We start from the raw sequence: 22,812 nt of genomic DNA, 5'->3' as shown, positions 1-22,812 counted from the left end.
GTCAATCCCTCTGCCATCCCAAGAACAAAGAGGCCATGACAATGACTCAGAGCTCCACCGTCCGTGACGAGGCGGCCAACGAGGGAGCGCCGACGGCCACCGCCTCGGCCCCCTGGCTGGATACCTACTTCGGCGTGACTCGGCGTGGCTCCAGCCTGCGCACCGAGATCCTCGCCGGCATCGCCACCTTCCTGGCGTCCATGTATATCATCGTGGTCAACCCGGCGATCCTCTCCGATGCCGGCATTCCCTTCTCGGCGGCCCTGACCGCCACCGTGCTGATCAGCTTCCTGAGCAGCCTGGCGATGGGCCTCTATGCCCGCAATCCCATCCTGGTAGCCCCGGGCATGGGCATGAACGCGCTGTTCACCTATACCCTGGTGCTGGGGGCGGGCCTCTCCTGGGAGGTGGCCCTGGGTTGTGTCTTCTGGTCCGGGGTGCTGTTCGCCCTGCTGGCGGTATTCAATGTGCGCAAGGCGATCATCGAGGCGATTCCCGCCTCGCTGCGCTATGCCATCACCTGCGGCATCGGCCTCTTCATCACCTTTATCGGCTTCAAGAACGCCGGCTTTATCGTCGCCAATCCGGCGACCCTGGTCTCCCTGGGCAGCATGGACCCCATGCTGATCACCTTCTTCCTGGGGCTGATGGCCACCGCCATCCTGGTGATCCTGCGCGCCGGGGGCGCCCTGATCCTGGGTATCGCCATCACCACCCTGATGTCCCTGCCCATGGGGCGGCTGTGGGGCGAAGAAGTGATCGTCGAGTGGGCCGGCCTGGCCGCCTGGCCGGACTTCGGCGCGGTAATGCAGGTGGATATCATCGGCGCCCTCGAGGTGGCCTACCTGCCCTTTATCTTCGTGATGCTGTTCACCAACTTCTTCGATGCGCTCTCCTGCTTCATGGCGCTGTCGGAGTCCGCCAACCTCAAGGACAAGGATGGCAATCCGCGCAACCTCAAGCGCTCCATGACGGTGGATGCCTTCGCCTCGATGATCGCCGCGCCGCTGGGCACCAGCGCCGCCCAGACCTTTATCGAGTCCGGCGCCGGCGTCGCCCAGGGCGGTCGCACCGGGCTGGTGGCGGTGACCATCGCCCTGCTGTTCCTGCCCTTCCTGTTCCTGTCGCCGCTGCTCTCCCTGGTGCCGAGCATCGCCACCGCGCCGGCCCTGGTACTGGTGGGGCTGTTCATGCTGGCGCCGATCACCAAGATCGACTGGACCCGTTACGATCAGGCCTTCCCCGCCTTCCTGGCGATCATCCTGATGCCGTTGACCTACTCGATCACCCTAGGGATAGCCTTTGGCTTCCTCAGCTTCGTGCTGATTAAGCTGGCCACCGGTCGCCTGGAGGAGATCAAGCCGGCCATGTGGGTCTCGGCGGCGCTTAGCGTGCTGATGCTGGTGACTACCCACTAACGACGCCTGGGCATCCGTAAACGCACGGGGGCGGCTCCCAAGAGCCGCCCCCGTGCGTTTCAAGTGGCGTGATTCGCCGCGCTAGTCATGCTCCGTGGAGTTGGGCTTGGCGCGAGGGTCCTCCTCGCACTGCGAGTCAGGGCCGTCAGAGGCCTGGTCGGTGGGACGACCGTCGCTATCGAAGGGCTGCTTCATCAGCCGCAGGTTGGCCGGCGGGGCCTCGCCTTCCTTGCCCACCCCGAAATAGAGGGTGGTGTGCGGGAAGGGGATCTCGATGCCCTTGGCATCGAAGTGCAGTTTGACCAGGCGGTTATAGGCGCGACCCACGGCCCACTGCATGCCCGGCACCGCCTTGATGCGCACGCGAATATTCACCGAGCTGTCGGCCAGGGCAATAACGCCGGCGACCTCCAGCGGGGCGAGGATATTCATGCGGTGTTCCTCGCTGGCGGCCAGCTCGTCGAAGGCCTCCTGCAGGGCGATGATCGCCTCGTCGATGCTTTCCCGGTAGGCGATGCCGTACTCGCCGACGTGATAACCGAACTCGCGCATATAGTTCGACACGGTATCCACGCTGGAGAAGGGAATCAGGTGGTAGGTGCCGTTGAGGTCGCGGATGCCCACCGAGCGAATGCTCAGGCGCTCGGCGGTGCCGGTGATGCCGCCTACCGTGACCACGTCGCCGGTGTTCATGGCGTTTTCCACCTGGATAAAGATACCGGTGATGATGTCCTGTACCAGCTTCTGGGCACCGAAGCCGATGGCCAGGCCGAGCACCCCCGCACCGGCGATCAGCGGGCCGATATTGATGCCGATCTCGGCCAGGACGATCATCAGGGTGAGAGTGAGCATGGCGATAGCCAGGGCATTGCGGAACAGGGTCAGCAGGGTCTTGGCGCGGGCCGAGGGCTCGCCGCTGCCGGTCTCCGGGTTGAGGCGGTGCTCGATCAGGCTGGCCAGGGTCAACCAGAGGCCGGCGGCCACCACCAGGATCAAGGCCACGCTGAACAGCCGCCCCACCAGGGCGCTCCCCGCCTCGGAGGCGTACCAGGCGGCCAGATCGAAGGCGCCCCAGGCATTCAGAATCAGCAGCACGACCGCCACCAGGATCACCCCCCGGATCACCCGTAGGGCATTGGGCACATAGGCATTGAGGCGGGTTTCCAGCAGCGGCAGCTTGTGGCGCAGCTCCTCCGAGAGGCTGATATGGCGACCGATGGTCTGAGTCAACAGGCTGGAGAGCAGCATGCCCAGGCCGACGATGACCAGGGTCTTGAGGGTGGCGATCAGCACGAAGGGCAGGGCATCCTCGGGGCGCAGCAGGGTCAGCGTCAGTACCACCAGGAAGTAGAGGATGGCGACGATATGCCAGGTGCGGGCGAAGAGGTTCAGGGAGATCCGCGTGGCGGTGAAGTTGGACTCCTTTGCCGCCGACTCGATGCCCTGGCGCAGCTTGAGGCGGTTCTTGAGCACCACCGTCACCGCATAGATAAAGGCTCCCAGCATGATCAGGGTGCCGACGGCCTGCCCCAGGGCCGGGGCCAGATAGACATTGATCAGGGGCACGACGACCAGCAGGCCGTAGCCGGCCAGGCCGATCAACCGGGCGATCCAGCGGTTCCAGTAGGAGGCCTCGGCGGCGGAAATGGGCACCAGGCGCAGCCCTTCGTAACGGGAGGCAAAGAGCGTGCGCAGGGCCGCCTTGATCAGCTCGATCACCAGGAAGGCGTTGAGGAACAGCGAGGCCCGGGTGGAGAGCTCACCGGGCTCGCCGACCAGGAAGGTGGCGATCAGGTTGCCGCCCAGGTAGGCCAGCGCTACCACCAGCACGTCGAGGGTCGCGGCGATGGCCACGGCGACCAGTAGGCGCACTACCGGGGGCGGCCCGCCGTCCGCCAGGGACCACTGGCTGAGGCGGGTAAAGGCACTCCGGGCCAGCCGACGGAAGGCGAAGAACAGCACCAGGGTGGCGAGGATCACCAGCACCAGATTGAGGCTGGCCGCGAGTACCGCCGGCATATCGATGGGCGTCTCGGCCTGGCCGGTGACCAGGTCGTCCAGGGTGTCGGCGACCTGGCCGAACTGGCTACCCAGATCGCCGGCGATCCGGCTGGTGCTCTCCGCAAGGCGCCGAGCCAGGGTCGGCTCGGCGGCCGTGGAGGGTGCCTCGGCGGCGACCGCCTCGGGGTTTCCTTCTTCGGCCAACTGGCGTAGCCGGGTGATCAGTTCGCCGCGGCTCTGCTCGTTTTCCAGCAGGTCGGCCAGGGTGGCGTAGGGCGTCGTGGGCTCTTGTTGGGCCAGGGCCGGCAGGCCGAGGGTCATCAGCGCGACCAACAGCCAGGCCAGCAGGCCAATTCGGCATGGGTTCGGCACGCTTGCCTCCATTGATAAGCGCGAATGGGTACGATAGGGCTCGTCGGGACGAGCGTTCGATCATCTTGGCGTGCCATGTCGCAAGGCACAAGCCGGTCGCGGTCGGATGACGTTCTCGGAGTGGCTATACTCGATGGCAATGTCGACCCTTTGGCAAGCGAGCGGTACCCTTCGCCACCCCTTCGCGGGTGGCGCTTTCTATGCAGGCGCGGGTAGCATTGGCTCCACCGCGAGAACGGGAGATCGGGCATGGGAGCCGGGCCAAGCTTGCTGCTGGTGATGCTGGGGGGTGTCCTGGGGGGAATGGGGCGTGTCTGGCTCGGCCAGTGGGTTGGGCGTCATGCGCCCAGCGAGTTCCCCTGGGGAACCCTGGCGGTCAATCTCCTCGGGGCCCTGGCTCTGGGCGGCATCGCGGCGCATGGCAGCGCGGGCGGTGCGCTCTGGCTGCTGCTGGCCGTCGGCCTGCTGGGCAGTTTCACCACCGTCTCCTCCTTCGCCTACCAGACCCTGACTCTGCTGCGTGGCCCTCGCCCCGGCCTGGGCTGGCTCAACCTGGTGATGACCCTGGCGCTGGGGCTCGCCGCCCTGATAGTGGGTCATGCCCTGGGCGCCGGCCTGTTCGCCCCGGGGGCGGCATGACCCAGGGGCGGCTGGTGGTGGCGGCGGGGTTGGGCAGCGGCCTGGGGGCGCTGCTGCGCTATGGACTCGCCGTGCTGCCATGGGGCTCGGCCTTCCCCTGGGCGACCCTGTTGGCCAACGGCCTCGGCGCCCTGGCCATGGGGCTGATCGCCACCCTGGTGTGGGTGCCGGGGCGCTGGCGGCTCTCGCCCATGGCCCAGCACTTCTGGCTGGCCGGCGTCTGCGGCGGCTTTACCACCTTCTCGCTATTTAGCCTGGAAGTGGTCGAGCTCTGGCAAGGGGGCGCCACCGGCCTGGCCGCGAGCTATCTGGGCGGCTCGGTGGGGCTCTGGCTGATCGGCGCCTGGGTGGGCACCCTCCTCGGCGAGCGGCTCAAGGCGCGCTGGAGCCTGCCGAACGACTAGGGCGTCAGAAACGACAAGGGCCTCCGCGAAGGAGGCCCTGTCTTCAAGTGGTGGAGGCGGCGGGGATCGAACCCGCGTCCGCCGGCACTCGCCTATCAGCTCTACATGCTTAGTTTCGTCTTTTGATTTAACACGGCTGGCTCCGACGAGCAGGATCCAGACGCGCGATTCTTCGAGAGTTTAACGACCGGCGTGAAGACGCCACCGGACGCGATCCCATCAGTCTTGGCTCGTATCCCCTCGGCGATGAATGGGCACATCGCGTTGGGGCCGGACAAGAAGCTAACAGCGTTTAAGCTGCCAGCGCGCCCTGAGCGTAGTTTTCGTCGTTTGCGACTATTTAATTGTGATGTTGGATTTACGAGATACATCACGCTCTCGGCATGCACCTCAAGGGTTGTCACCGGCGTCGAAGCCATGTCGCCCCCGTAACTGGGCATTCTATCAGCTTGCCCGAGGTTATGACAGCCTAGGCCTTGGCATGTTCCCGCATGATGCGACCCTTTTGACGATTCCAGTCGCGATCTTTCTCGGTGGCCCGCTTGTCATGCAGCTTCTTGCCGGTCACCAGGGCCAGTTCGCACTTCACCCGGCTACCCTTCCAGTAGAGCTTGAGGGGGACGCAGGTGTGGCCCTTGTCCTGGGTGCGCGAGAAGATCTTGGCGATCTCCTTCTTGTGCAGCAGCAGCTTGCGGGTACGCGTGGGATCGGCGATCTCGTGGGTGCTGGCGGTGTTCAGCGGGGTGATATGACAGCCCATCAGCCAGGCCTCGCCGCGCCGCACCAGGATATAGGTGTCGGTGAGCTGGGCCTTGCCGGCACGCAGGCTCTTGACCTCCCAGCCGGCCAGCGCCAGGCCGGCCTCGAAGGTCTCGTCAATATGGTATTCGAAGCGCGCCTTCTTGTTCTGGGCGATGACATTGCTGCCGGGGCCCTTGCCCTTGCCTTTCTTGGCCATGGAACCTCGTGTCGTGATCTAGCGTTGGCTGGCCCCTCCGACAGGGAGGGAAGCGTGATACCATTCGAGCAAAACAACCGCTCATGATACGCCCAGGGCCCTGTAAAGTCAGCGGAGAGGTAGATGCCTACGGTCAATCGGTCCGCCCTAGTGCGGCACTCCCCCCAGGCCATGTTCGATCTGGTCAATGATTTCGAAAGCTACCCGGAGTTCCTGCCGGGCTGTCGCTATGCCCGGCTGCTGGAGCAGGACGAGGCCCATCTGGTGGGGGAGCTGACCCTGGCCAAGGCGGGCATCGAGCAGAGCTTCACCACCCGCAACGACCTGCATGCTCCGGAGCGCATCGAGCTCTCGCTGGTGCGTGGCCCCTTTCGCCGCCTGCAGGGGCGCTGGCTGTTCACGCCGATGGGCGAGAATGCCTGCAAGGTGAGCCTGGAACTGGAGTTCGAGTTCGCCAGCCGGCTGCTGGGCATGGCCTTCGGCCGACTCTTCCAGCAGGTGGCCGGCCAACTGGTGGACTCCTTCACGCGTCGCGCCGACGACCTCTATGGCCGCTACTGAATCGCTGAGCATCGAGGTGGCGTTCGCGCTGCCGGAGAAGCAGCGCATCGTCGCCCTGGACGTGGCGCCGGGCACCACGCCCCGCCAGGCTGTGCGGCTATCGCGCATCCATGAGCAGTTTCCCGAGCTGCCCGCCGAGACCTTCGAGGCGGCGCCCCTGGGCATCTTCGGCAAGGCGCTGCGCGACCCCGAAGCCCATGCCCTGCGGGAGGGCGATCGGGTCGAGATCTACCGCCCCCTGCAGATCGACCCCAAGGCGGCGCGGCGGCAACGGGCCGCCGGAGGCTGAGGTGGCCGAGGAGTCACTCCCCGGTGGGCAGCTCGATATCTCCGGAGAGGTCGCCCTGGGTCGCCACGTCCGCCAGGCGGTCGTTGACGAAGGTCAGGGTGACCCGGCGCTGTTCCACGCCGCCATAGGCCTTGTCGAGGCGGAACACATAGTCCCACTGGTCGGCATCGAAGGGGGCCTCCAGTAGCGGACTGCCCATCAGCTGGCGCACCTGACTGCGGCTCATGCCGGGTTGCAGCCGTTCCACGGTGCTCTGCTCCACCAGGTTGCCCTGGGGCAGGTCACGCTTGTAGACGCCGAAATAGCTGCAGCCGCTGACCAGGGTCAGGGCGACGGAAAGGGTGACTGTTTTAATCAGCTTTTGCATTTGCGCCTGTTCTTCACTATCGTTGATTTGGTCGATCATACCCGACCCTACACCTTACTGCGAAGAGCAACCATGGCCGACCAGAACCATGAATTGCGCAAGGCCGGGCTCAAGGTGACCCTGCCGCGCGTCAAGATCCTGCAGATCCTCGAGAGCACCAGTGACCGTCACCTGAGTGCCGAGGACGTTTATAAAGCCCTGTTGGACGCCGGTGAGGATGTTGGCCTGGCCACCGTCTACCGGGTGCTGACCCAGTTCGAGTCCGCCGGCCTGGTAATGCGTCACAACTTCGATGGCGGTCACGCCGTCTTCGAGCTTTCCCATGACGAGCACCATGACCATATGGTGTGTCTGGAAAGCGGTGAGATCATCGAGTTCTTCGATGAGACCATCGAGCGTCGTCAGCAGGAGATCGCCGAGGAGCACGGCTTCGAACTCGTCGATCACGCCCTGGTGCTCTATGTGCGCCCCAAGGGCTCCAAGGCGACCCGCCAGGAAGGCATTCAGAAGAAGTAGGCGGCATTCTGCTTCGTTAGATCCCTCGGCCCCGATCCTTGATCGGGGCCGAGTGCGTTTGGGCTGGGGCGTGGCGGAGTGGCCTTAATGGTGCGGGCGCTGGCTGGCGTCGAGCATCTCTCGGGCATGGGCCAGGGTCTGGTCCGAGAGATTCACCCCGCCCAGCATCCGCGCCAGTTCGCGTACCCGGCCGGCGCCGTCCAGCAGCGCCATGCGGGTCAGGGTGGTGTCACGCTTGGCCTGCTTCTCGATATGCAGGTGCTGGTGGGCCTGGGCGGCCACCTGGGGCAGGTGGGTCACCGTCAGTACCTGGCCCGCGGCGCCCAGGCGCTTGAGCAGCTGGCCGACGATCTCCGCGGTGGCGCCGGAGATGCCCACATCGACCTCGTCGAAGACCAGGCTGGGAATGGTGGAGTGGCTGGCCGCCACCACCTGGATGGCCAGGCTGATCCGCGACAGTTCGCCGCCGGAGGCCACCTTGGCCAGGGGGCGGGGCGGTTGTCCCGGGTTGGCGGCGATCAGGAAGGCAACGCGGTCCAGGCCCTCGGCGGCGGGGGCCTCCCGCTCGCCGACTCGCACCTCGAAGCGGGCCTTGCCCATGGCCAGGAAGGTCAGCTGCTGCTGCACCGCCTTGGCCAGCCGGCCGGCGGCCTCGCGACGTGCCTTCGACAGGGCCTTGGCCTGTTGGCGCCACCGTTCGCCCAGGGTCTCCACCTCGGCGGCGAGCTGCTCCAGGTCCCCTACGCCGCCCTCCAGGCCGGCCAGTTCCGTCGCCAGGCGCTGGTGCAGCTCGGTCAGTTCCTCGGGCAGGCAGTGATGCTTGCGGGCGATGCGGTGCACTTCGCCCAGGCGGCCATCGACCCAGGCCAGACGCTCCGGGTCCAGCTCGGTGGTATCGGCGAAGCGCTGCAGTTCGCGGCTCGCCTCGCCGACCTGGATCTGCGCCTCCTCGAGCAGGCCCAGGGCCTCGGCCAGGGCGCCGCGATCGCTGCCCGGCAGCACGCTCAGGCGGCTGGCCGCCTGGTGCAGCAGGGCCAGGGCACCGCCTTCGTCGTCGTCGCAGCACTGGGCGGCAAACTGCGCCTCACGCAGGCTCTCCTCGGCATGAGCCAGGGTCTCCTGTTCCTGTTCCAGGGTCTCCAGCTCGCCGTCGGCCAGGGCCAGGGCGTCGAGCTCATCCACCTGGTAGCGCAGCAACTGGCGCCGGGCGGCCAGTTCCTCGCCGCTCTCGGCCAGGCGCTTGAGGCGTCGGCGACTGGCCTGCCACTGGCGGAAGGTCTCGGCCAGCTCGGCGGCGGCACCGGCCTGGCCGGCGAAGTCATCGAGCAGGCTGAGGTGGGTCTCCTCGCGCAGCAGCGCCTGGTGGGCGTGCTGGCCATGCACCTGGATCAGGCGCTCGCCGAGGCCGCGCAGGTCGGCCACGGTGGCGGGCTGGCCGTTGATCCATGCCTTGGAGCGACCATTGGTGGTGACTACCCGGCGCAGCAGGCAGTCGTCGGCGGGCAGGTCCCGGGCCTCGAGCCAGGCGCGCGCCTCGGGCAGGGTGGCGATCTCGAAACGGGCGCTGAGGTCGGCGCGTTCGGCGCCGTGGCGCACGCTGCCGGCATCGGCGCGCTCGCCCAAGCACAGCCCCAGGGCGCCCAACAGGATCGACTTGCCGGCGCCGGTCTCCCCGGTAATGGCGGTCATGCCGCCACCCAGGTCCAGTTCCAGGTCGTCGACGATGGCGTAATCGTGGATCGCAAGCTGCACCAGCATGGCCTATTCCTCCCTGGGTCGTGCGGCGGGACCGGCGAGTCAGTCTGTTCTTTTATACAGTGTTTTATACAGTAGCCCAAGGGTGACGACAATGCTCCCGCGATTCCTCCCTTGAGATCGCCGCCGGCATCCCCATATCAGGGAGCAACTCAAGCTCAACCCCAAGCGTGGTGGCTCCGCGCCGCCGCCGACGTCAGGAGATACCCATGGCCAAAGATCCGCAGACCCCACTGGACGAGGAGCTGATGCGCCAGGAACGGGAGGCCGAAGCGCAGCCCGTGGAGGGCGAGGTGGAGTCCGCCGCCGAGGCGGTCGAGCAAGCCGAGAGCCAGGGCGAGCCCAGCGACAACCCCGAGGCCGAGGTGCTGGCGGCCCGGGTCGAGGAGCTGGAGCAGGGCCTGGCCGAGGCCAAGGACCAAGCCCTGCGTGCCGCCGCCGAGGCCCAGAACGTGCGCCGCCGCGCCGAGCAGGAGGCGGAGAAGGCGCGCAAGTTCGCCCTGGAGAAGTTCGTCAAGGAGCTGCTGCCGGTGGTGGACAGCCTGGAGAAGGCCCTGGAAGCCATGGACGGAGAGGCCAGCGAGGCGCACCGCGAAGGGGTGGCCATGACCCTGAAGATGCAGCGCGATGTGCTGACCAAGTTCGGCGTCGAGATGGTGGAGCCCGCCGGCGAGCCCTTCGATCCGCAGGTGCACGAGGCCATGGCCATGGTGCCCAACCCCGAGTTGGAGCCCAACACCGTCATGGACGTGATGCAGAAGGGCTACCTGCTCAACGGTCGCCTGGTGCGCCCGGCCATGGTGGTGGTCAGCCAGTCCGTCGGTTGAGCCGCAAGAGGGGGGCTTGAAAAGCCACAAGGCCTCCCCCACATACAGCACAACGCCGCGGCGAAGGCCGCAACGCACGAATTCAAGATCACGACTTTTCGAGGATTTCCTATGGGACGCATCATCGGTATTGACCTGGGGACCACCAACTCTTGTGTGGCCGTGCTCGACGGCGACAGCGCCAAAGTCATCGAGAACGCCGAAGGTGGCCGCACCACGCCGTCCATCATCGCCTACACCGATGATGGCGAGACCCTGGTGGGTCAGGCGGCCAAACGTCAGGCGGTCACCAACCCGCAGAACACCCTCTATGCCATCAAGCGCCTGATCGGTCGCCGCTTCAAGGACGACGTCGTTCAGAAGGACATCAAGATGGTGCCCTACGCCATCACCGAGGCCGACAACGGCGACGCCTGGGTCGAGGTGAAGGGCAAGAAGCTGGCGCCGCCGCAGGTCAGCGCCGAAGTGCTGAAGAAGATGAAGAAGACCGCGGAAGACTACCTGGGTGAGGAAGTCACCGAGGCGGTCATCACCGTGCCGGCCTACTTCAACGACAGCCAGCGTCAGGCCACCAAGGATGCCGGCCGCATCGCCGGCCTCGAGGTCAAGCGCATCATCAACGAGCCGACCGCGGCGGCCCTGGCCTACGGCATGGACAAGTCCCGCGGCGACAAGACCATCGCGGTCTATGACCTGGGTGGCGGTACCTTCGATATCTCCATCATCGAAGTGGCCGACGTCGACGGCGAGACCCAGTTCGAGGTGCTGGCCACCAACGGCGACACCTTCCTGGGTGGCGAAGACTTCGACATGCACCTGATCAACTACCTGGTCGATCAGTTCAAGGCCGACAGCGGCATCGACCTGTCCGGCGACAACCTGGCCATGCAGCGCCTCAAGGAAGCCGCCGAGAAGGCCAAGATCGAGCTCTCCAGCGCCCAGCAGACCGACGTCAACCTGCCCTACATCACCGCCGACAACACCGGTCCCAAGCACCTCAACGTCAAGGTGACTCGGGCCAAGCTGGAGTCGCTGGTCGAGGAGCTGGTCAAGCGCTCTCTGGAGCCCTGCAAGGTCGCCCTGAAGGACGCGGGCATCTCCGCCTCCGAGGTCGACGACGTCATCCTGGTCGGCGGCCAGACCCGCATGCCGCTGGTGCAGAAGAGCGTGGCCGACTTCTTCGGCAAGGACGCCCGCAAGGACGTCAACCCGGACGAAGCCGTGGCCGTGGGCGCGGCGATCCAGGGCGGCGTGCTGGGCGGTGACGTCAAGGACGTGCTGCTGCTCGACGTGACTCCGCTGACCCTGGGGATCGAGACCCTGGGTGGCGTGATGACGCCGCTGATCGAGAAGAACACCACCATCCCGACCAAGAAGACCCAGACCTTCTCCACCGCGGATGACAACCAGACCGCCGTGACCATCCACGTGCTGCAGGGCGAGCGCAAGCAGGCGGGCGGCAACAAGTCCCTGGGTCGCTTCGACCTGGCCGACATCCCGCCGGCGCCGCGCGGCGTGCCGCAGATCGAGGTCGCCTTCGACCTGGACGCCAACGGCATCCTGCACGTCTCCGCCAAGGACAAGGCCACCGGCAAGGAGCAGTCGATCGTCATCAAGGCTTCCAGTGGCCTCTCCGATGACGAGATCGAACAGATGGTCCGCGACGCCGAGGCGCATGCCGACGAGGACAAGAAGTTCGAGGAGCTGGTGGCCCTGCGCAACCAGGCCGACGGCATGATCCACGCCTCCAAGAAGACCCTGGAAGAGGCCGGCGACAAGGCCAGCGACGAGGAGAAGCAGGCCATCGAGAGCGCCATCGGCGAGCTCGAGGAGGCGCTGAAGGGCGACGACAAGGACGAGATCCAGGCCAAGCTGGACAAGCTCACCGAGGCCTCCGGCCAGGTCGCCCAGAAGATGTACGCCGAGCAGGCCGAGGCCGCCCAGCAGGCCGGTGGCGAGGCGCAGGACGCCGGTGCCAAGCAGGACGATGACGTGGTCGACGCCGAGTACGAAGAAGTCAACGACGACCAGAAAAAGCAGTAAACCACGACATCGGCATCAAGGATGACACCAGCGCGGGGGCCTGACTCCCGCGTTGGTGTTTCCGCGGTGCCGCGACGGAGGCGGACAGACCGATGTCCAAACGCGATTATTATGAGGTGCTGGGCGTAGAGCGCGGTGCCGACCAGAAAGAGATCAAGAAGGCCTACCGACGCCTGGCCCAGAAGTATCATCCCGACCGCAACCCGGACGACGATACCTCGGCGGAGAAGTTTCGCGAGGTCTCCGAGGCCTACGAGGTGCTGGCCGACGGCGAGAAGCGCGCCGCCTATGATCAGTTCGGTCATGCCGGCGTCGACGGCCAGGCCGGCGGCTTCGGCGGCGGTGGCTTCGGTGGCGCCGGGGCCGGCGGCTTCAGCGATATCTTCGGCGATGTGTTCGGCGATATCTTCGGTGGCGGCGGTGGTGGTCGGCGTAATCCCAACGCCCCCCAGCGCGGCAGCGACCTGCGCTACAACCTGGAGCTCGACCTGGAAGATGCCGTCACCGGCACCAGCGTCGATATCCGCGTGCCGCGGCATGTGGAGTGCGAGCGCTGTGACGGCGAGGGCGCCGAGCCCGGCTCCACCAAGGAGACCTGCCCCACCTGTAGCGGTCATGGCCAGGTGCGCATGCAGCAGGGCTTCTTCGCCGTGCAGCAGACCTGCCCGACCTGTCACGGCAGCGGTCAGCACATCAAGGTGCCCTGCCACAAGTGTCACGGCGAGGGCCGGGTGCGCGAGACCCGCACCCTGTCGGTGAAGATTCCCGCGGGGGTCGATACCGGCGACCGCATTCGCCTGAATGGCGAGGGTGAAACCGGCATCAACGGTGGCCCCCCCGGGGACCTCTACGTCCAGGTGGCCATCAAGCCGCACCCGATCTTCCAGCGTGACGGCCGCCACCTGCAGTGCGAGGTGCCGATCAACTTCGTCGACGCGGCGCTGGGCGGCGAACTGGAGGTGCCGACCCTGGACGGCCGGGTCAAGCTGAAGATTCCCGCCGAGACCCAGACCGGCAAGCTGTTCCGCCTCAAGGGCAAGGGCGTCAAGCCGGTGCGCGGCGGCCCCGCCGGCGACCTGCTGTGCCGAGTGGTACTGGAGACCCCGATCAGCCTCTCCGAGGAGCAGAAGGAGCTGCTGCGCAAGTTCCAGGAGAGCCTCGGCGAATCCAATAGCCACTCGCCGCGCAAGAAGAGCTTCTTCGACGGCGTGAAGAAGTTCTTCGAGGATATGAAGCCCTAAGCGGCCTCCTCCCTCGACGTGCCTACCAGGCCCCGGTATCCCCAGATACCGGGGCCTGGCCGTTTCGGGGCGTCAACTCAGCAAGCGTTCCAGGCGCCAGGCCAGCGCCTCGCGGCAGGGCTGGCGGTCGGGATCCCTGGGCAGCACCAGCGGGTGGTCGTCCAGCTCGCAGAGCCAGCGATTATCGCTATTCAGCGTGTCGATACCGGGGCTGACGTGCCAGCGATGGTCCGGTCCCGGGGCGATCAACTGGTTGTCCATGGCCCAGTGCAGGTTGGGCGTCAGGGCGATGCCGTTGGTCGGTCGATCGTCCTGGCTCTCGGCGAAGGGGATCAGGTGGGCGGCCTCCACTAGGTAGCGATAGTCCGGTGTGATATAGCGCAGGCGGCTTGCTGCGCAGCGGTAGTCGTAGGCCTCCAGCACCAAGGAGCGAAAGGCGGCGGAGCGGGCATAGGTCTGGCTTGGTTCTTTCACACTGCCTTTCAGTCGCTCGGGATGCCGCTCATAGTTGCCGCTTTCCAGTGCCGTGGTCAGGTAGGTGTGCAGTGCCTGGTAGGCTTTCGGGGCGGCGGAGAAGTAACGAGATACCAGCAGGGCGCACGCCTCTCGCGAGACAGGTTCACTCCGGAGGGCCTCGAAGAGGGTGGCGTCCAGTCGGGCACTGGTAAAGCGCTCCCGAAGCTTCCTGAGGGACTTGGGCTGGCCGAGTTGTGGCTCCACGGCGCTCAGGCTGTCCGTGAACTCCGGCGACCAGAGGGGGCCCGATGGGCCCTGGTCATTTCTCAGATGCCAGAGGGGAAGCTGGGGGTTGGCGGACGACCTGTTCCCGGTGGCTGCTTCATAAAGGTCGTGATAGCGGGCGATCAGCCGGTCATCGATGGTGACCCGGGGAGAGGCGATATGCCCCGCCTGGATTTCGCAGATGATCGCCAGCAAGAGGCAGGGCTTGTTGGGGGCCGGCACTCCCTTGCTATGCCCGACCCTGAGCCTGCCCAGGCACTCCAAGGATGCATTCACGTCGTCTTCCTTTATCGCCTTTTGTGAATTCAAGCCCAGCCTAGCATGGCGGCTCCTGAGTGGCTCCGCAGAGACAAAAAAGCCCCCTCTGGAGAGGGGGCGGAAAGCGCAGCAGGTTGTGCCGGGTGGCGTGGCGGGGCTAGAAGAGCAGCTCCGGCAGCCACAGGGCGATGCTCGGGAAGATGATGATCAGCGCCAGGCCGAGGATCTGCAGGCCCACGAAGGGCAGGGCCGAGCGATAGATATCGGTGATGGTGATCGACTTGGGCGCCACCGAGCGCATGTAGAAGAGGTTGTAGCCGAAGGGTGGCGTTAGGTAGGCGGACTGCATGCTGAGGATAAACAGCACCGCGAACCAGGTGGTGTCGAAGCCCAGTTCCCGCACGATGGGCACATAGAGGGGGATGGTGATAAAGAGGATGGCGAAGTCATCCAGGAACATCCCCAGCACGAAGAAGCTCAGCACCATGACGATGATCACCGTATAGGGCGACAGGGCGAAGTCCTCGATGATCTCGCTGAGGATCATCCCGGCGCCCAGGCCCATGTAGATTCGGCTGAAGAAGACCGCGGCAATCGCGATCCACAGCAGCATGCCGGTGATCTTGGTGGTATTGAGCATCACGTAGCGCAGCAGCCCCCAGTTGAGCTTACCGCGCAGGGCGGCGATCAGCAGGGCGCCACCGGCACCCACGGCGGAGGCCTCGGAGGGGGAGGTGACGCCGCCGATGATGCAGCCCAGCACGGCGAAGACCAGCAGGCCCGGGGCGATCACATGGCGCAGCGACTTGAGCTTCTCCAGGGGCGTGAAGCGCTCTTCCTTCGGCGCCGCCGGGCCCAGTTCCGGGTTGATTCGGCAGCGGATCAGGATATAGGCCATGTAGATGCCCGCCAGCATCAGCCCCGGCATCAGGCCGGCGGTGAACAGCTTGCCCACCGACTCCCGGGCCAGGAAGGCGTAGACGATCATCAGCACGCTGGGCGGAATCAGAAAGCCCAGGGCGCCGCCGGCCATGATGGTGCCAGTGACCAGGCGCTTGTGATAGCCACGCTTGAGCATGGCGGGCAAGGCGATGATGCCCAGGCTGACCGTGGCGGCACCGGAGACGCCGGCCATGGCGGCGATCAGTGCGCAGATCAGCACCGTGCCCACGCCCAGGCCGCCGGGTAGGCTGCCCATCAGCTTATGGATCATCTCGAAGAGATCATCGGTGATCCCCGAGCGCTCCAGCACCAGGCCCATGAAGATAAACAGCGGCAGTGAGACGAGCAGGAAGTTGTCCATCGCGCTGAAGGCCGAGGCCAGCAGCAGATCCAGCCCGCCGGGCCCGAACATCAGGTAGGCGCTGCCCATGCCGGAAATCATCAGCGCCCATGCCAGGGGGGCGCCCATTGCCATCAACACCAGCATGGAGAAGAACATGATGGCGGTAATCGTTAGGGGCTCGAAGCCAGCCATAGGAAAGCCCTTTGCAAGACGGGCCCGAGTGGGGCCGTCGAATGTGTTTCTATCCCTGTCGCGATGCGGGGGTCTCGACGAATCCGGCCTCAGGCCGTCTCGCTGGCCTCATCATCCCTGGGGTCGTCGTAGCGCACCCCGGCCACGCGTAGCGCGGCACGCACCAGCTCGGCCAGGCACTGCAGGATCAGCAGGCCGACGGCCAGCGGAATGGTGGCCTTGATCGGCCAGAGGGGCGGACGCCAGAGGCTGCTGTTGGAGAATTCGCCGATGCTCCAGGAGTGGTAGGCGAAGTCCACCGCCATGCGGAAGAAGACCGTCAGTACCAGGATGCCCAGGGCGAAGACCACCAGATCGCAGAAGGCCTGAGCGCGCAACGGCAGCAATCGATAGACCACGTCGCTACGGACATGACCGTGATGGCGAAGGGTGTAGCTGCCCGCCAGGATGCTCAGCGCACCGAAGAACATGGTCGACAGTTCATGCCCCCAGATGGTGGGGGCATTGAGGATATAACGAGCCACGACTTCGTAGAGCAGTACGCCGATGATGCCCAGCGTCAGCCAGGAAGTGGCCCTTCCGACCCAGTCGGAAAGGCCATCCTGCACCCTCAGATAGCGGGTGACTTTACTCACTCAGGCGTCCTTGCTCGATGGCGTTGTTGATCAGGATATCGATGGCTTGGGCGTGGCGCTCGCCCTTCTCGGCTTCGGCTTCCCAGATCGGCAGGGCGGCCTCGGCGAGGCGGTTGGAGTCTTCCTGCGGCAGCACGGCGAATTCGAACAGCTCGCCCTCGTCGATGATGCGCTGGTTGCCCTCTTCCAGCCACTGGTGCACGTCCAGCAGGTACTGATCGATGGCGTCGGTGAGGATCTGCTGCTGCTCCTCGTCGAGGCGCTCCCAGGTGTTGGGGTTGATCAGGGCGTTCTCGGTCCAGCCCGGGTTGAGCAGGTTGAGGTCGGTGTAGTGGCCGGCCACTTCATGCAGCTTGAGCTGCTCGTATTCCACCGGGCCGCCGTAGACGGCGCCGTCGATCACCCCGGTGGAGAGGGCCACGTAGAGCTCCTGGCCGGGCAGGAAGACGGTGGGAATATCGAACGGCTCCAGCACCGCGGCGATGGAGCTGGTGGCGCGGATGCGCATGGATTGCAGGTCTTCCAGGCTGGTCACCGGCTCGCGGGTCACCAGGCCGTAGTCGCTGCCGAAGCCGCGGCCGATCAGCTTGACGCCGCGCTCCTCGTAGGCGGCGGCGACCAGCTCCTCGAGGCCCTGATTCTCGAAGATATCGCGGGCTTCTTCGACGTTGACCCAGGCGCCCGGCAGGCCGCCTTCGATGGTGCCGATGCTCACGGCACCCGGCCAGTAGCTGCCCACGCCATGGGCGATATCGATGGTACCGCGGGACACCGCATCGACGAACTGGTCGCTGTCGACGAGCTCGCCGGCACGGAAGAACTGGATGCGGATGGAGCCGTCGCTGGCCTCATTGACCCGGTCGCGCAGGTCGCGGGCGATATCGTCGACCTCGGTGCCGTAGAAGGTGTGCATGCGCAGGCGCACGGTGTCGGCATGGACGGTGTGGCTGGCGACGATGGAGGCGGCCAGGGAGGTGGCCAGGGCGCCTTTGACGAAAGTGGAGAGCTTCATGGGACCTCGTTGCGATGCAGTTATGGAGTTATAGATTGTCATCGATGGTCGGTGTGGCCCCGACCTGTCAGACTGCACTTTGAGTAAATCACACGGGTGATGAATATTCCATACGCATCCCTTCAACGTTAGGATAATGTCTACATTTTTAAATGTTTGTTGCCTAATTAGCTTTTTGTCAAAATCTTCGCCCTGATTGCGTCGATGCGCCACGCCGCCGAGGCCGCATTGTCTGCCGGCGGGAGGCTGACTAGAGTGAAGGCACCGCGCCGCCCCCTCTCCAACACCTATCCAGCGTAGCCTCGGTGACGCGAAAGGCCACGTCGGGGTGGGAGTCCCGGCGTACTCCGTTTTTCCGGCCGGGAGCGATGTGCCCCGGCCCCTGCCCAGCAAGGAACCGCAGGCATGACTCGCGAGACTCTGGTCCTGGGTGCCGGTATGGTCGGCACCTCCATCGCTTATCACCTGGCCCGGCGCGGCCGCTCGGTGACCCTGGTCGATCGCCGGGCGCCGGGGGAGGAGACCTCCTTCGGCAATGCCGGCATTATCCAGCGGGAGGCGGTCTTCCCCCATGCCTTTCCCCGCGACCTGGGCACCCTGCTGCGGGTGCTGCCCAATCGCAGCATCGACATTCGTTACCGCCTCAAGGGCATGGCCGCCGCCGCCGGGCCGCTCTTCCAGTACTGGCGGCGCTCGGCGCCGGCCAGTTATCGGCAGATCGTCCCGGAATACGCCTCCCTGATCATGCGCTCCACCGAAGAGCATCAGCGCCTGATCGACGCCGCCGGGGCCGAGGCCCTGATCAGTCGCAAGGGCTGGTTCGATGCCTTCCGCAGCCAGAAGCACCTGGAAGCCTTCGCCGGCGAGGCCGAGGAGGCCGCCCGGCGTTTCGGCGTCGGCTATCGCTCCCTGACGCCTGCCGAGCTCAAGGCCCAGGAGCCCGATCTGGCCGCCGAGGCCTTCGTCGGCGCCATCGAGTGGACCAATAGCTGGACGGTGCTCGATCCCGGTGGCCTGGTGCGGGCCTATGCCGGGGCCTTCGAGGCCGCCGGTGGGTGCTTCCAGCGCGGCGAGGTGCGCCAGGTGGTGCGTACTGCCAGCGGCTGGCGCCTGGACCTGGCCGACGGCAGCCTGGAGGCGCAGGAGCTGGTGCTGGCGGCGGGCCCCTGGAGCGGCGACTGGCTTCAACAGCTCGGCTATCGCCTGCCGCTCTTCCCCAAGCGCGGCTATCACATGCACTACGCCGGCGAGGGCGAGGCGCGCCTGAATCACTGGCTGATGGATTTCGATGCCGGCTACCTGCTGGCGCCGATGCGCGCCGGGGTGCGCCTCACCACCGGTGCCGAGTTGACCACCCGGGACGCGCCGGCGCGCCATGAGCAGCTGGCCGCGGCGGAGAAGGTGGCGCGTCGACTCTTCCCCCTGGGGCCCCGCCAGGACGCCGCCCCCTGGGTGGGCAATCGCCCCTGCATGCCGGATATGAAGCCGGTGATCGGTCCGGCTCCCCGTCACAAGGGGCTCTGGTTCGCCTTCGGTCATGGTCACCAGGGCTTTACCCTGGGCCCCGTCACCGGGCGCCTGATGGGTGAGATGATGGATGGTGAGGAGACCGCGGTGCCCATGGCACCGTTCCGGGCCGAGCGTTTCGCCGGGGTCTGAGTGGCGGGGGTGGCGTCCCGGCTGGCCGCGCCTTAGTCTAGAGGCGTTGAGTCCACCGCCAGGAGGCCGCCATGCCCATTTCCCGCGCCGTGATCGCCACCGACTCCGGGGCCCGCTTGATCCATCGCCTGTGCAAGCACTGGGCCCACAAGCTCGAGGTCGAGCAGGAGGAGAACCAGGGGCGAGTCGCCTTCGAGGAGGGGGTCTGCCTGATGCGCGCCGATGATGCGGCCATGACCGTGGCCATCGAGGCCCTGGACGAAGAGGCGCTGGATCGCCTGGAGGGCGTGATCAGCAACCATCTCGACCGCATGGCCGGCAAGGAGCCGCTGGATATCGTTTGGGAGAACTGAGTCGCGCCCACCTGGGCATGCTGCTCTGGGCCCTGCTGGTAGGGCTCTCCTTTCCGGTGGTGGGCTGGCTCGGTGCGCTGCCGCCCCTGCTGCTGACCGCCCTGCGTTTCGTGATCGCCTGCGCCGGCCTGATCTGGCTGGTGCGCGGCGAGGCGACCTTCCTCCCCCGCGGCGGGCAGTGGTGGCTCTATGGCCTGCTGGGCTCCTGCCTGGCGGGCTTCTTCGGCGCCATGTTCTGGGCCGCCCACCACACCACGCCCCTGGCCATGGCCACCCTCTTCGTCAGCGTGCCCCTGCTCGCCTACCTGCTCGGCCTGCCGCTCGGCGTGGAGCGCCCGGGGTGGCGATTGCCGGCGATCCTGGCGCTGGGGGCCCTGGGCGCCCTCGGGTTGGCCCTCGCCGAGGCCCAGGGGGACCCCGCGGGGCTGACCTTCGGGGCCGGCGAGGCGGTCTTCTTCCTGGGCTGCGTCGCCTCGGCCTGCTATCCGGTGCTCAGCAAGTGGGGGTTGGCGCGGGGCTGGCTCCCCGCGTCGGCGGCAGTGCGCACCTTCTGGAGCCTGGCCTGCGGGGCCCTGCTGGTGGGGGCGGCGGGGCTGGTGCTGGAGTCGCCGTCCCGGTTGCTTGGCCTGGGCTGGCGGGATGCCCTGCTGATCGTCTACCTGGGGCTGGGCTCCAGCGCCCTGACCTTCTGGCTGCTGCAGAGGGCCACCGGCGTGTTGAATCCGGCCAGCGTCACCGCCTATGGCTACCTGGTGCCCTTCGTTTCCATGCTGCTGCTCCTGGTGCAGGCGCCGTCACGCCTCGACTTCGCCTGGCTGCCGGGCAGCCTGCTGGTGCTGCTGGCCATGGGGCTGCTGTTTCGCCAGGGGCGTCGGGCAGCGAGAGGCTGAGGGCGGCCCGGGGCCCTGTTATACTGGCGCCCCTTTCCCAGCCGTCACCTTTCAGGAGTCCACATGACCCGTATCGCCATCGTCGGTGTCGCCGGCCGCATGGGCCGCACCCTGGTCAATGCCGTGCAGCAGGACCCCCAGGCCAGCCTGGCCGGGGGCAGCGTCGAGCCGGGCAGTTCCCTGGTGGGGGCCGACCTGGGCGAATTGGCCGGCCTGGGCAAGCTGGGCGTCACCGCGGTGGACTCCCTGGCGGCCATCGTCGATGACTTCGACGTGCTGATCGACTTCACCGCGCCCCGGGTGACGCTCGCCAACCTGGCCTTCTGCGCCGAGCACGGCAAGCGCCTGGTGATCGGCACCACCGGCCTGGATGACGACGAGCTGGCCCAGCTGGACGCCTATGGGGATCGGGTGCCCTTCGTCTTCGCCCCCAATATGAGCGTGGGCGTCAACCTGACCCTCAAGCTGCTGCAGACCGCCGCCAAGGCGCTGGGCGACGAGGGCTACGATATCGAGGTGGTCGAGGCCCACCATCGCCACAAGGTCGATGCCCCCTCCGGCACCGCCCTGAAGATGGGCGAGGTGGTGGCCGAGTCCCTGGGGCGCACCCTCAAGGAACATGGCGTCTTCGAGCGGGTGGGGCAGTGCGGCCCGCGGACCGACAAGGAGATCGGCTTCGCCACCCTGCGCGCCGGCGATATCGTCGGCGAGCACACCGTGATGTTCGCCACCGAGGGCGAACGCATCGAGATCACCCACAAGGCGTCGAGCCGCATGACCTTCGCCAAGGGCGCGGTGCGGGCGGCCCGCTGGGTCGCGGAGCGTCCGGCCGGTCGCTACGATATGCAGGATGTGCTGGGGCTTGACGAATAAGCTAAGCCTTGTAGCCCCGGCCTCCGAGGAGAGGGCGTGCTAACTGCAATCGCTCTGCGATGAGGCAAGCGGGGGTGGCGAGCCTGCGGCGAATCCTGTAATATTCCAAAAATTTTGGCCGGGCGCTGCGAGAATCTGTCCCGCAGAGGCGTGTCGAGGCGGCCCAAGGGCATAGAATAATGCTAAAAAGCGGGATGAAACCGGTCTTATCGGCTTTCGTCCCGCTTTTTTACGACTCGAATCAGGCGCCCGCCAGCGATCACTTTGTCGGTTATCGAGACCGCCTTCCCGGCCGGTCTCACCAGCATGGGAGGAAGTTGCGTTGAACAGACCCGCGATATTGGCCTTGGAAGATGGTAGCGTTTTCCATGGGTCTGCCATCGGAGCCGATGGCCTGACCAGCGGTGAGGTGGTGTTCAATACGGCCATGACCGGCTACCAGGAAATCCTCACCGATCCCTCCTATTCCCGACAGATCGTCACCCTGACCTATCCGCATATCGGCAACACCGGCGTCAACGCCGAGGACGTGGAGTCCGGGGCCATCGCCGCCGCCGGCCTGGTGATCCGCGACCTGCCCCTGCTGGCCAGCAGCTTCCGCTCCGAGCAGTCCCTGGATGCCTACCTCAAGGGCCAGAACATCCTCGGCATCGCCGATATCGATACCCGTCGCCTGACCCGCATCCTGCGCGACAAGGGCTCCCAGAACGGCGCCATCCTGGCCGGCAGCGAGGCCGAGGCCGAGGGCGAGGACGCCGTGGCCCGTGCCCTGGAGGCCGCCCGCGCCTTCCCGGGCCTCAAGGGCATGGACCTGGCCAAGGAAGTGACCTGCCAGAACGCCTACGAGTGGAGCGAGGGCGAGTGGACCCTGGGCGAGGGCTACGCCGACGCCGCACAGGCCGAGCGCCCCTACCATGTGGTGGCCTACGATTATGGCGTCAAGCGCAATATCCTGCGCATGCTGGCCTCCCGCGGCTGCCGCCTCACCGTGGTGCCGGCCCAGACCCCGGCGGCCGAGGTGCTGGCCATGAACCCGGACGGCATCTTCCTCTCCAACGGCCCCGGCGACCCCGAGCCCTGCGATTACGCCATCCGCGCGATCCAGGAGATCCTCGAGACCGAGATCCCGGTGTTCGGCATCTGCCTGGGTCACCAGCTGCTGGCCCTGGCCAGCGGGGCCAAGACCGTCAAGATGGGCCACGGCCACCACGGTGCCAACCACCCGGTGCAGGACCTCGATGGCGGCCAGGTGATGATCACCAGCCAGAACCACGGCTTCGCCGCCGACGAGGCGAGTCTGCCCAGCACCCTGCGCGCCACCCATCGTTCGCTCTTTGATGGCACCCTGCAGGGCATCGAGCGCACCGACCGCCCGGCCTTCAGCTTCCAGGGGCACCCGGAAGCGAGCCCCGGGCCGCGTGACGTGGCGCCGCTGTTCGACCGCTTTATCGAGATGATCAAGGCGCGCCGATAATCGTCCGACCGCCATCGAGATGATCCGGGCGCGCCGTTATTCGCCCGTC

The 22,812-nt window shown here is 66.4% G+C and carries 22 protein-coding genes and 1 other RNA gene; 14 read left to right on the top strand and 9 right to left on the bottom strand.

Going from position 1 to position 22,812, the window contains the following annotated elements:
• Nucleotides 1-35 precede the first annotated feature (35 nt).
• Nucleotides 36-1,418: an NCS2 family permease gene (locus NFU04_RS09715; protein ID WP_459382081.1), complete on the top strand. Its 1,383-nt coding sequence runs from the start codon at nucleotides 36-38 to the stop codon at nucleotides 1,416-1,418.
• Nucleotides 1,419-1,499: 81 nt separating this feature from the next.
• On the opposite strand, the gene ybiO is transcribed toward NFU04_RS09715, so the two are convergent.
• On the bottom strand, nucleotides 1,500-3,740 hold the full coding sequence (gene ybiO / locus NFU04_RS09710; protein ID WP_251309270.1) for a mechanosensitive channel protein: 2,241 nt from the start codon (nucleotides 3,738-3,740) through the stop codon (nucleotides 1,500-1,502).
• Nucleotides 3,741-4,040: 300 nt separating this feature from the next.
• Here ybiO and NFU04_RS09705 point away from each other — a divergent pair, with 300 nt between their 5' ends.
• Entirely contained in the window at nucleotides 4,041-4,430 is a 390-nt protein-coding gene (locus tag NFU04_RS09705) for a fluoride efflux transporter FluC (RefSeq protein WP_251309240.1), read from the top strand.
• On the top strand, nucleotides 4,427-4,834 hold the full coding sequence (locus NFU04_RS09700; RefSeq protein WP_251309239.1) for a fluoride efflux transporter FluC: 408 nt from the start codon (nucleotides 4,427-4,429) through the stop codon (nucleotides 4,832-4,834). The genes NFU04_RS09705 and NFU04_RS09700 overlap by 4 nt, the downstream gene beginning before the upstream one ends.
• A 48-nt stretch (nucleotides 4,835-4,882) precedes the next feature.
• Here NFU04_RS09700 and ssrA read toward each other — a convergent pair.
• Nucleotides 4,883-5,262, bottom strand: a transfer-messenger RNA (tmRNA) gene (gene ssrA / locus NFU04_RS09695).
• 41 nt (nucleotides 5,263-5,303) lie between these two features.
• A complete protein-coding gene (smpB, locus tag NFU04_RS09690; RefSeq protein ID WP_146801759.1) occupies nucleotides 5,304-5,792 on the bottom strand; it encodes an SsrA-binding protein SmpB in 489 nt (162 codons plus the stop codon).
• Nucleotides 5,793-5,915: 123 nt separating this feature from the next.
• Between smpB and NFU04_RS09685 the strand changes: the two genes are divergently transcribed.
• Nucleotides 5,916-6,353: a type II toxin-antitoxin system RatA family toxin gene (locus NFU04_RS09685; RefSeq protein ID WP_146801760.1), complete on the top strand. Its 438-nt coding sequence runs from the start codon at nucleotides 5,916-5,918 to the stop codon at nucleotides 6,351-6,353.
• Entirely contained in the window at nucleotides 6,340-6,642 is a 303-nt protein-coding gene (locus NFU04_RS09680; protein ID WP_198058106.1) for an RnfH family protein, read from the top strand. Before NFU04_RS09685 ends, NFU04_RS09680 begins: the two co-directional genes overlap by 14 nt.
• 13 nt (nucleotides 6,643-6,655) lie before the next feature.
• Here the strand turns inward: NFU04_RS09680 and NFU04_RS09675 are convergent, their stop codons facing one another.
• The gene (locus tag NFU04_RS09675) at nucleotides 6,656-7,009 is read right to left on the bottom strand and encodes an outer membrane protein assembly factor BamE (protein ID WP_251309238.1); all 354 of its coding nucleotides are present in this window, start codon (nucleotides 7,007-7,009) and stop codon (nucleotides 6,656-6,658) included.
• A gap of 72 nt (nucleotides 7,010-7,081) precedes the next feature.
• Between NFU04_RS09675 and fur the strand changes: the two genes are divergently transcribed.
• A complete protein-coding gene (gene fur / locus NFU04_RS09670; protein ID WP_251309237.1) occupies nucleotides 7,082-7,525 on the top strand; it encodes a ferric iron uptake transcriptional regulator in 444 nt (147 codons plus the stop codon).
• An 84-nt stretch (nucleotides 7,526-7,609) separates the two neighbouring features.
• Here the strand turns inward: fur and recN are convergent, their stop codons facing one another.
• The gene (gene recN / locus NFU04_RS09665; protein ID WP_251309236.1) at nucleotides 7,610-9,283 is read right to left on the bottom strand and encodes a DNA repair protein RecN; all 1,674 of its coding nucleotides are present in this window, start codon (nucleotides 9,281-9,283) and stop codon (nucleotides 7,610-7,612) included.
• Between the two features lie 206 nt (nucleotides 9,284-9,489).
• Here recN and grpE point away from each other — a divergent pair, with 206 nt between their 5' ends.
• The 3 genes from grpE (at nucleotide 9,490) to dnaJ (ending at nucleotide 13,391) form a co-directional block, all read left to right on the top strand.
• Nucleotides 9,490-10,107, top strand: a complete 618-nt coding sequence (gene grpE, locus NFU04_RS09660; protein ID WP_251309235.1) for a nucleotide exchange factor GrpE — start codon at nucleotides 9,490-9,492, stop codon at nucleotides 10,105-10,107.
• A gap of 111 nt (nucleotides 10,108-10,218) precedes the next feature.
• On the top strand, nucleotides 10,219-12,150 hold the full coding sequence (dnaK, locus tag NFU04_RS09655) for a molecular chaperone DnaK (protein ID WP_251309234.1): 1,932 nt from the start codon (nucleotides 10,219-10,221) through the stop codon (nucleotides 12,148-12,150).
• A gap of 92 nt (nucleotides 12,151-12,242) precedes the next feature.
• Nucleotides 12,243-13,391 (top strand): molecular chaperone DnaJ, encoded by a 1,149-nt coding sequence (gene dnaJ, locus NFU04_RS09650; protein ID WP_251309233.1) that lies wholly within the window; start codon nucleotides 12,243-12,245, stop codon nucleotides 13,389-13,391.
• 72 nt (nucleotides 13,392-13,463) lie between these two features.
• Here dnaJ and NFU04_RS09645 read toward each other — a convergent pair whose 3' ends face one another.
• The 4 genes from NFU04_RS09645 to dctP form a co-directional block, all read right to left on the bottom strand.
• Nucleotides 13,464-14,408 (bottom strand): HNH endonuclease, encoded by a 945-nt coding sequence (locus NFU04_RS09645; protein ID WP_251309232.1) that lies wholly within the window; start codon nucleotides 14,406-14,408, stop codon nucleotides 13,464-13,466.
• A gap of 139 nt (nucleotides 14,409-14,547) precedes the next feature.
• Nucleotides 14,548-15,867, bottom strand: coding sequence for a TRAP transporter large permease (locus tag NFU04_RS09640; RefSeq protein WP_146801769.1), 1,320 nt, complete (start codon nucleotides 15,865-15,867; stop codon nucleotides 14,548-14,550).
• An 89-nt stretch (nucleotides 15,868-15,956) separates the two neighbouring features.
• Complete coding sequence (locus NFU04_RS09635) at nucleotides 15,957-16,502, bottom strand: TRAP transporter small permease subunit (RefSeq protein ID WP_146801770.1); 546 nt, start codon at nucleotides 16,500-16,502, stop codon at nucleotides 15,957-15,959.
• Entirely contained in the window at nucleotides 16,495-17,514 is a 1,020-nt protein-coding gene (dctP, locus tag NFU04_RS09630; protein WP_146801771.1) for a TRAP transporter substrate-binding protein DctP, read from the bottom strand. Before dctP ends, NFU04_RS09635 begins: the two co-directional genes overlap by 8 nt.
• A 405-nt stretch (nucleotides 17,515-17,919) precedes the next feature.
• Here dctP and NFU04_RS09625 point away from each other — a divergent pair, with 405 nt between their 5' ends.
• From NFU04_RS09625 to carA, 5 genes are all read left to right on the top strand, one after another.
• Nucleotides 17,920-19,173 (top strand): NAD(P)/FAD-dependent oxidoreductase, encoded by a 1,254-nt coding sequence (locus NFU04_RS09625; protein ID WP_251309231.1) that lies wholly within the window; start codon nucleotides 17,920-17,922, stop codon nucleotides 19,171-19,173.
• A gap of 71 nt (nucleotides 19,174-19,244) precedes the next feature.
• On the top strand, nucleotides 19,245-19,526 hold the full coding sequence (locus NFU04_RS09620) for a DUF2218 domain-containing protein (RefSeq protein ID WP_251309230.1): 282 nt from the start codon (nucleotides 19,245-19,247) through the stop codon (nucleotides 19,524-19,526).
• Complete coding sequence (locus tag NFU04_RS09615) at nucleotides 19,514-20,416, top strand: EamA family transporter (RefSeq protein WP_251309229.1); 903 nt, start codon at nucleotides 19,514-19,516, stop codon at nucleotides 20,414-20,416. Before NFU04_RS09620 ends, NFU04_RS09615 begins: the two co-directional genes overlap by 13 nt.
• Nucleotides 20,417-20,479: 63 nt before the next feature.
• Nucleotides 20,480-21,289, top strand: a complete 810-nt coding sequence (dapB, locus tag NFU04_RS09610) for a 4-hydroxy-tetrahydrodipicolinate reductase (RefSeq protein ID WP_251309228.1) — start codon at nucleotides 20,480-20,482, stop codon at nucleotides 21,287-21,289.
• Nucleotides 21,290-21,611: 322 nt separating this feature from the next.
• A complete protein-coding gene (gene carA / locus NFU04_RS09605) occupies nucleotides 21,612-22,763 on the top strand; it encodes a glutamine-hydrolyzing carbamoyl-phosphate synthase small subunit (protein WP_251309227.1) in 1,152 nt (383 codons plus the stop codon).
• Nucleotides 22,764-22,812: the final 49 nt, after the last annotated feature.

It is taken from the genome of Halomonas sp. NCCP-2165 (genome assembly GCF_023708045.1).
GTDB classification, from domain to species: Bacteria; Pseudomonadota; Gammaproteobacteria; order Pseudomonadales; family Halomonadaceae; genus Bisbaumannia; species Bisbaumannia pacifica.
The sequence above is the reverse complement of the archived record's forward strand: the minus strand, read 5'-3'. Positions and strand labels throughout refer to the sequence as shown.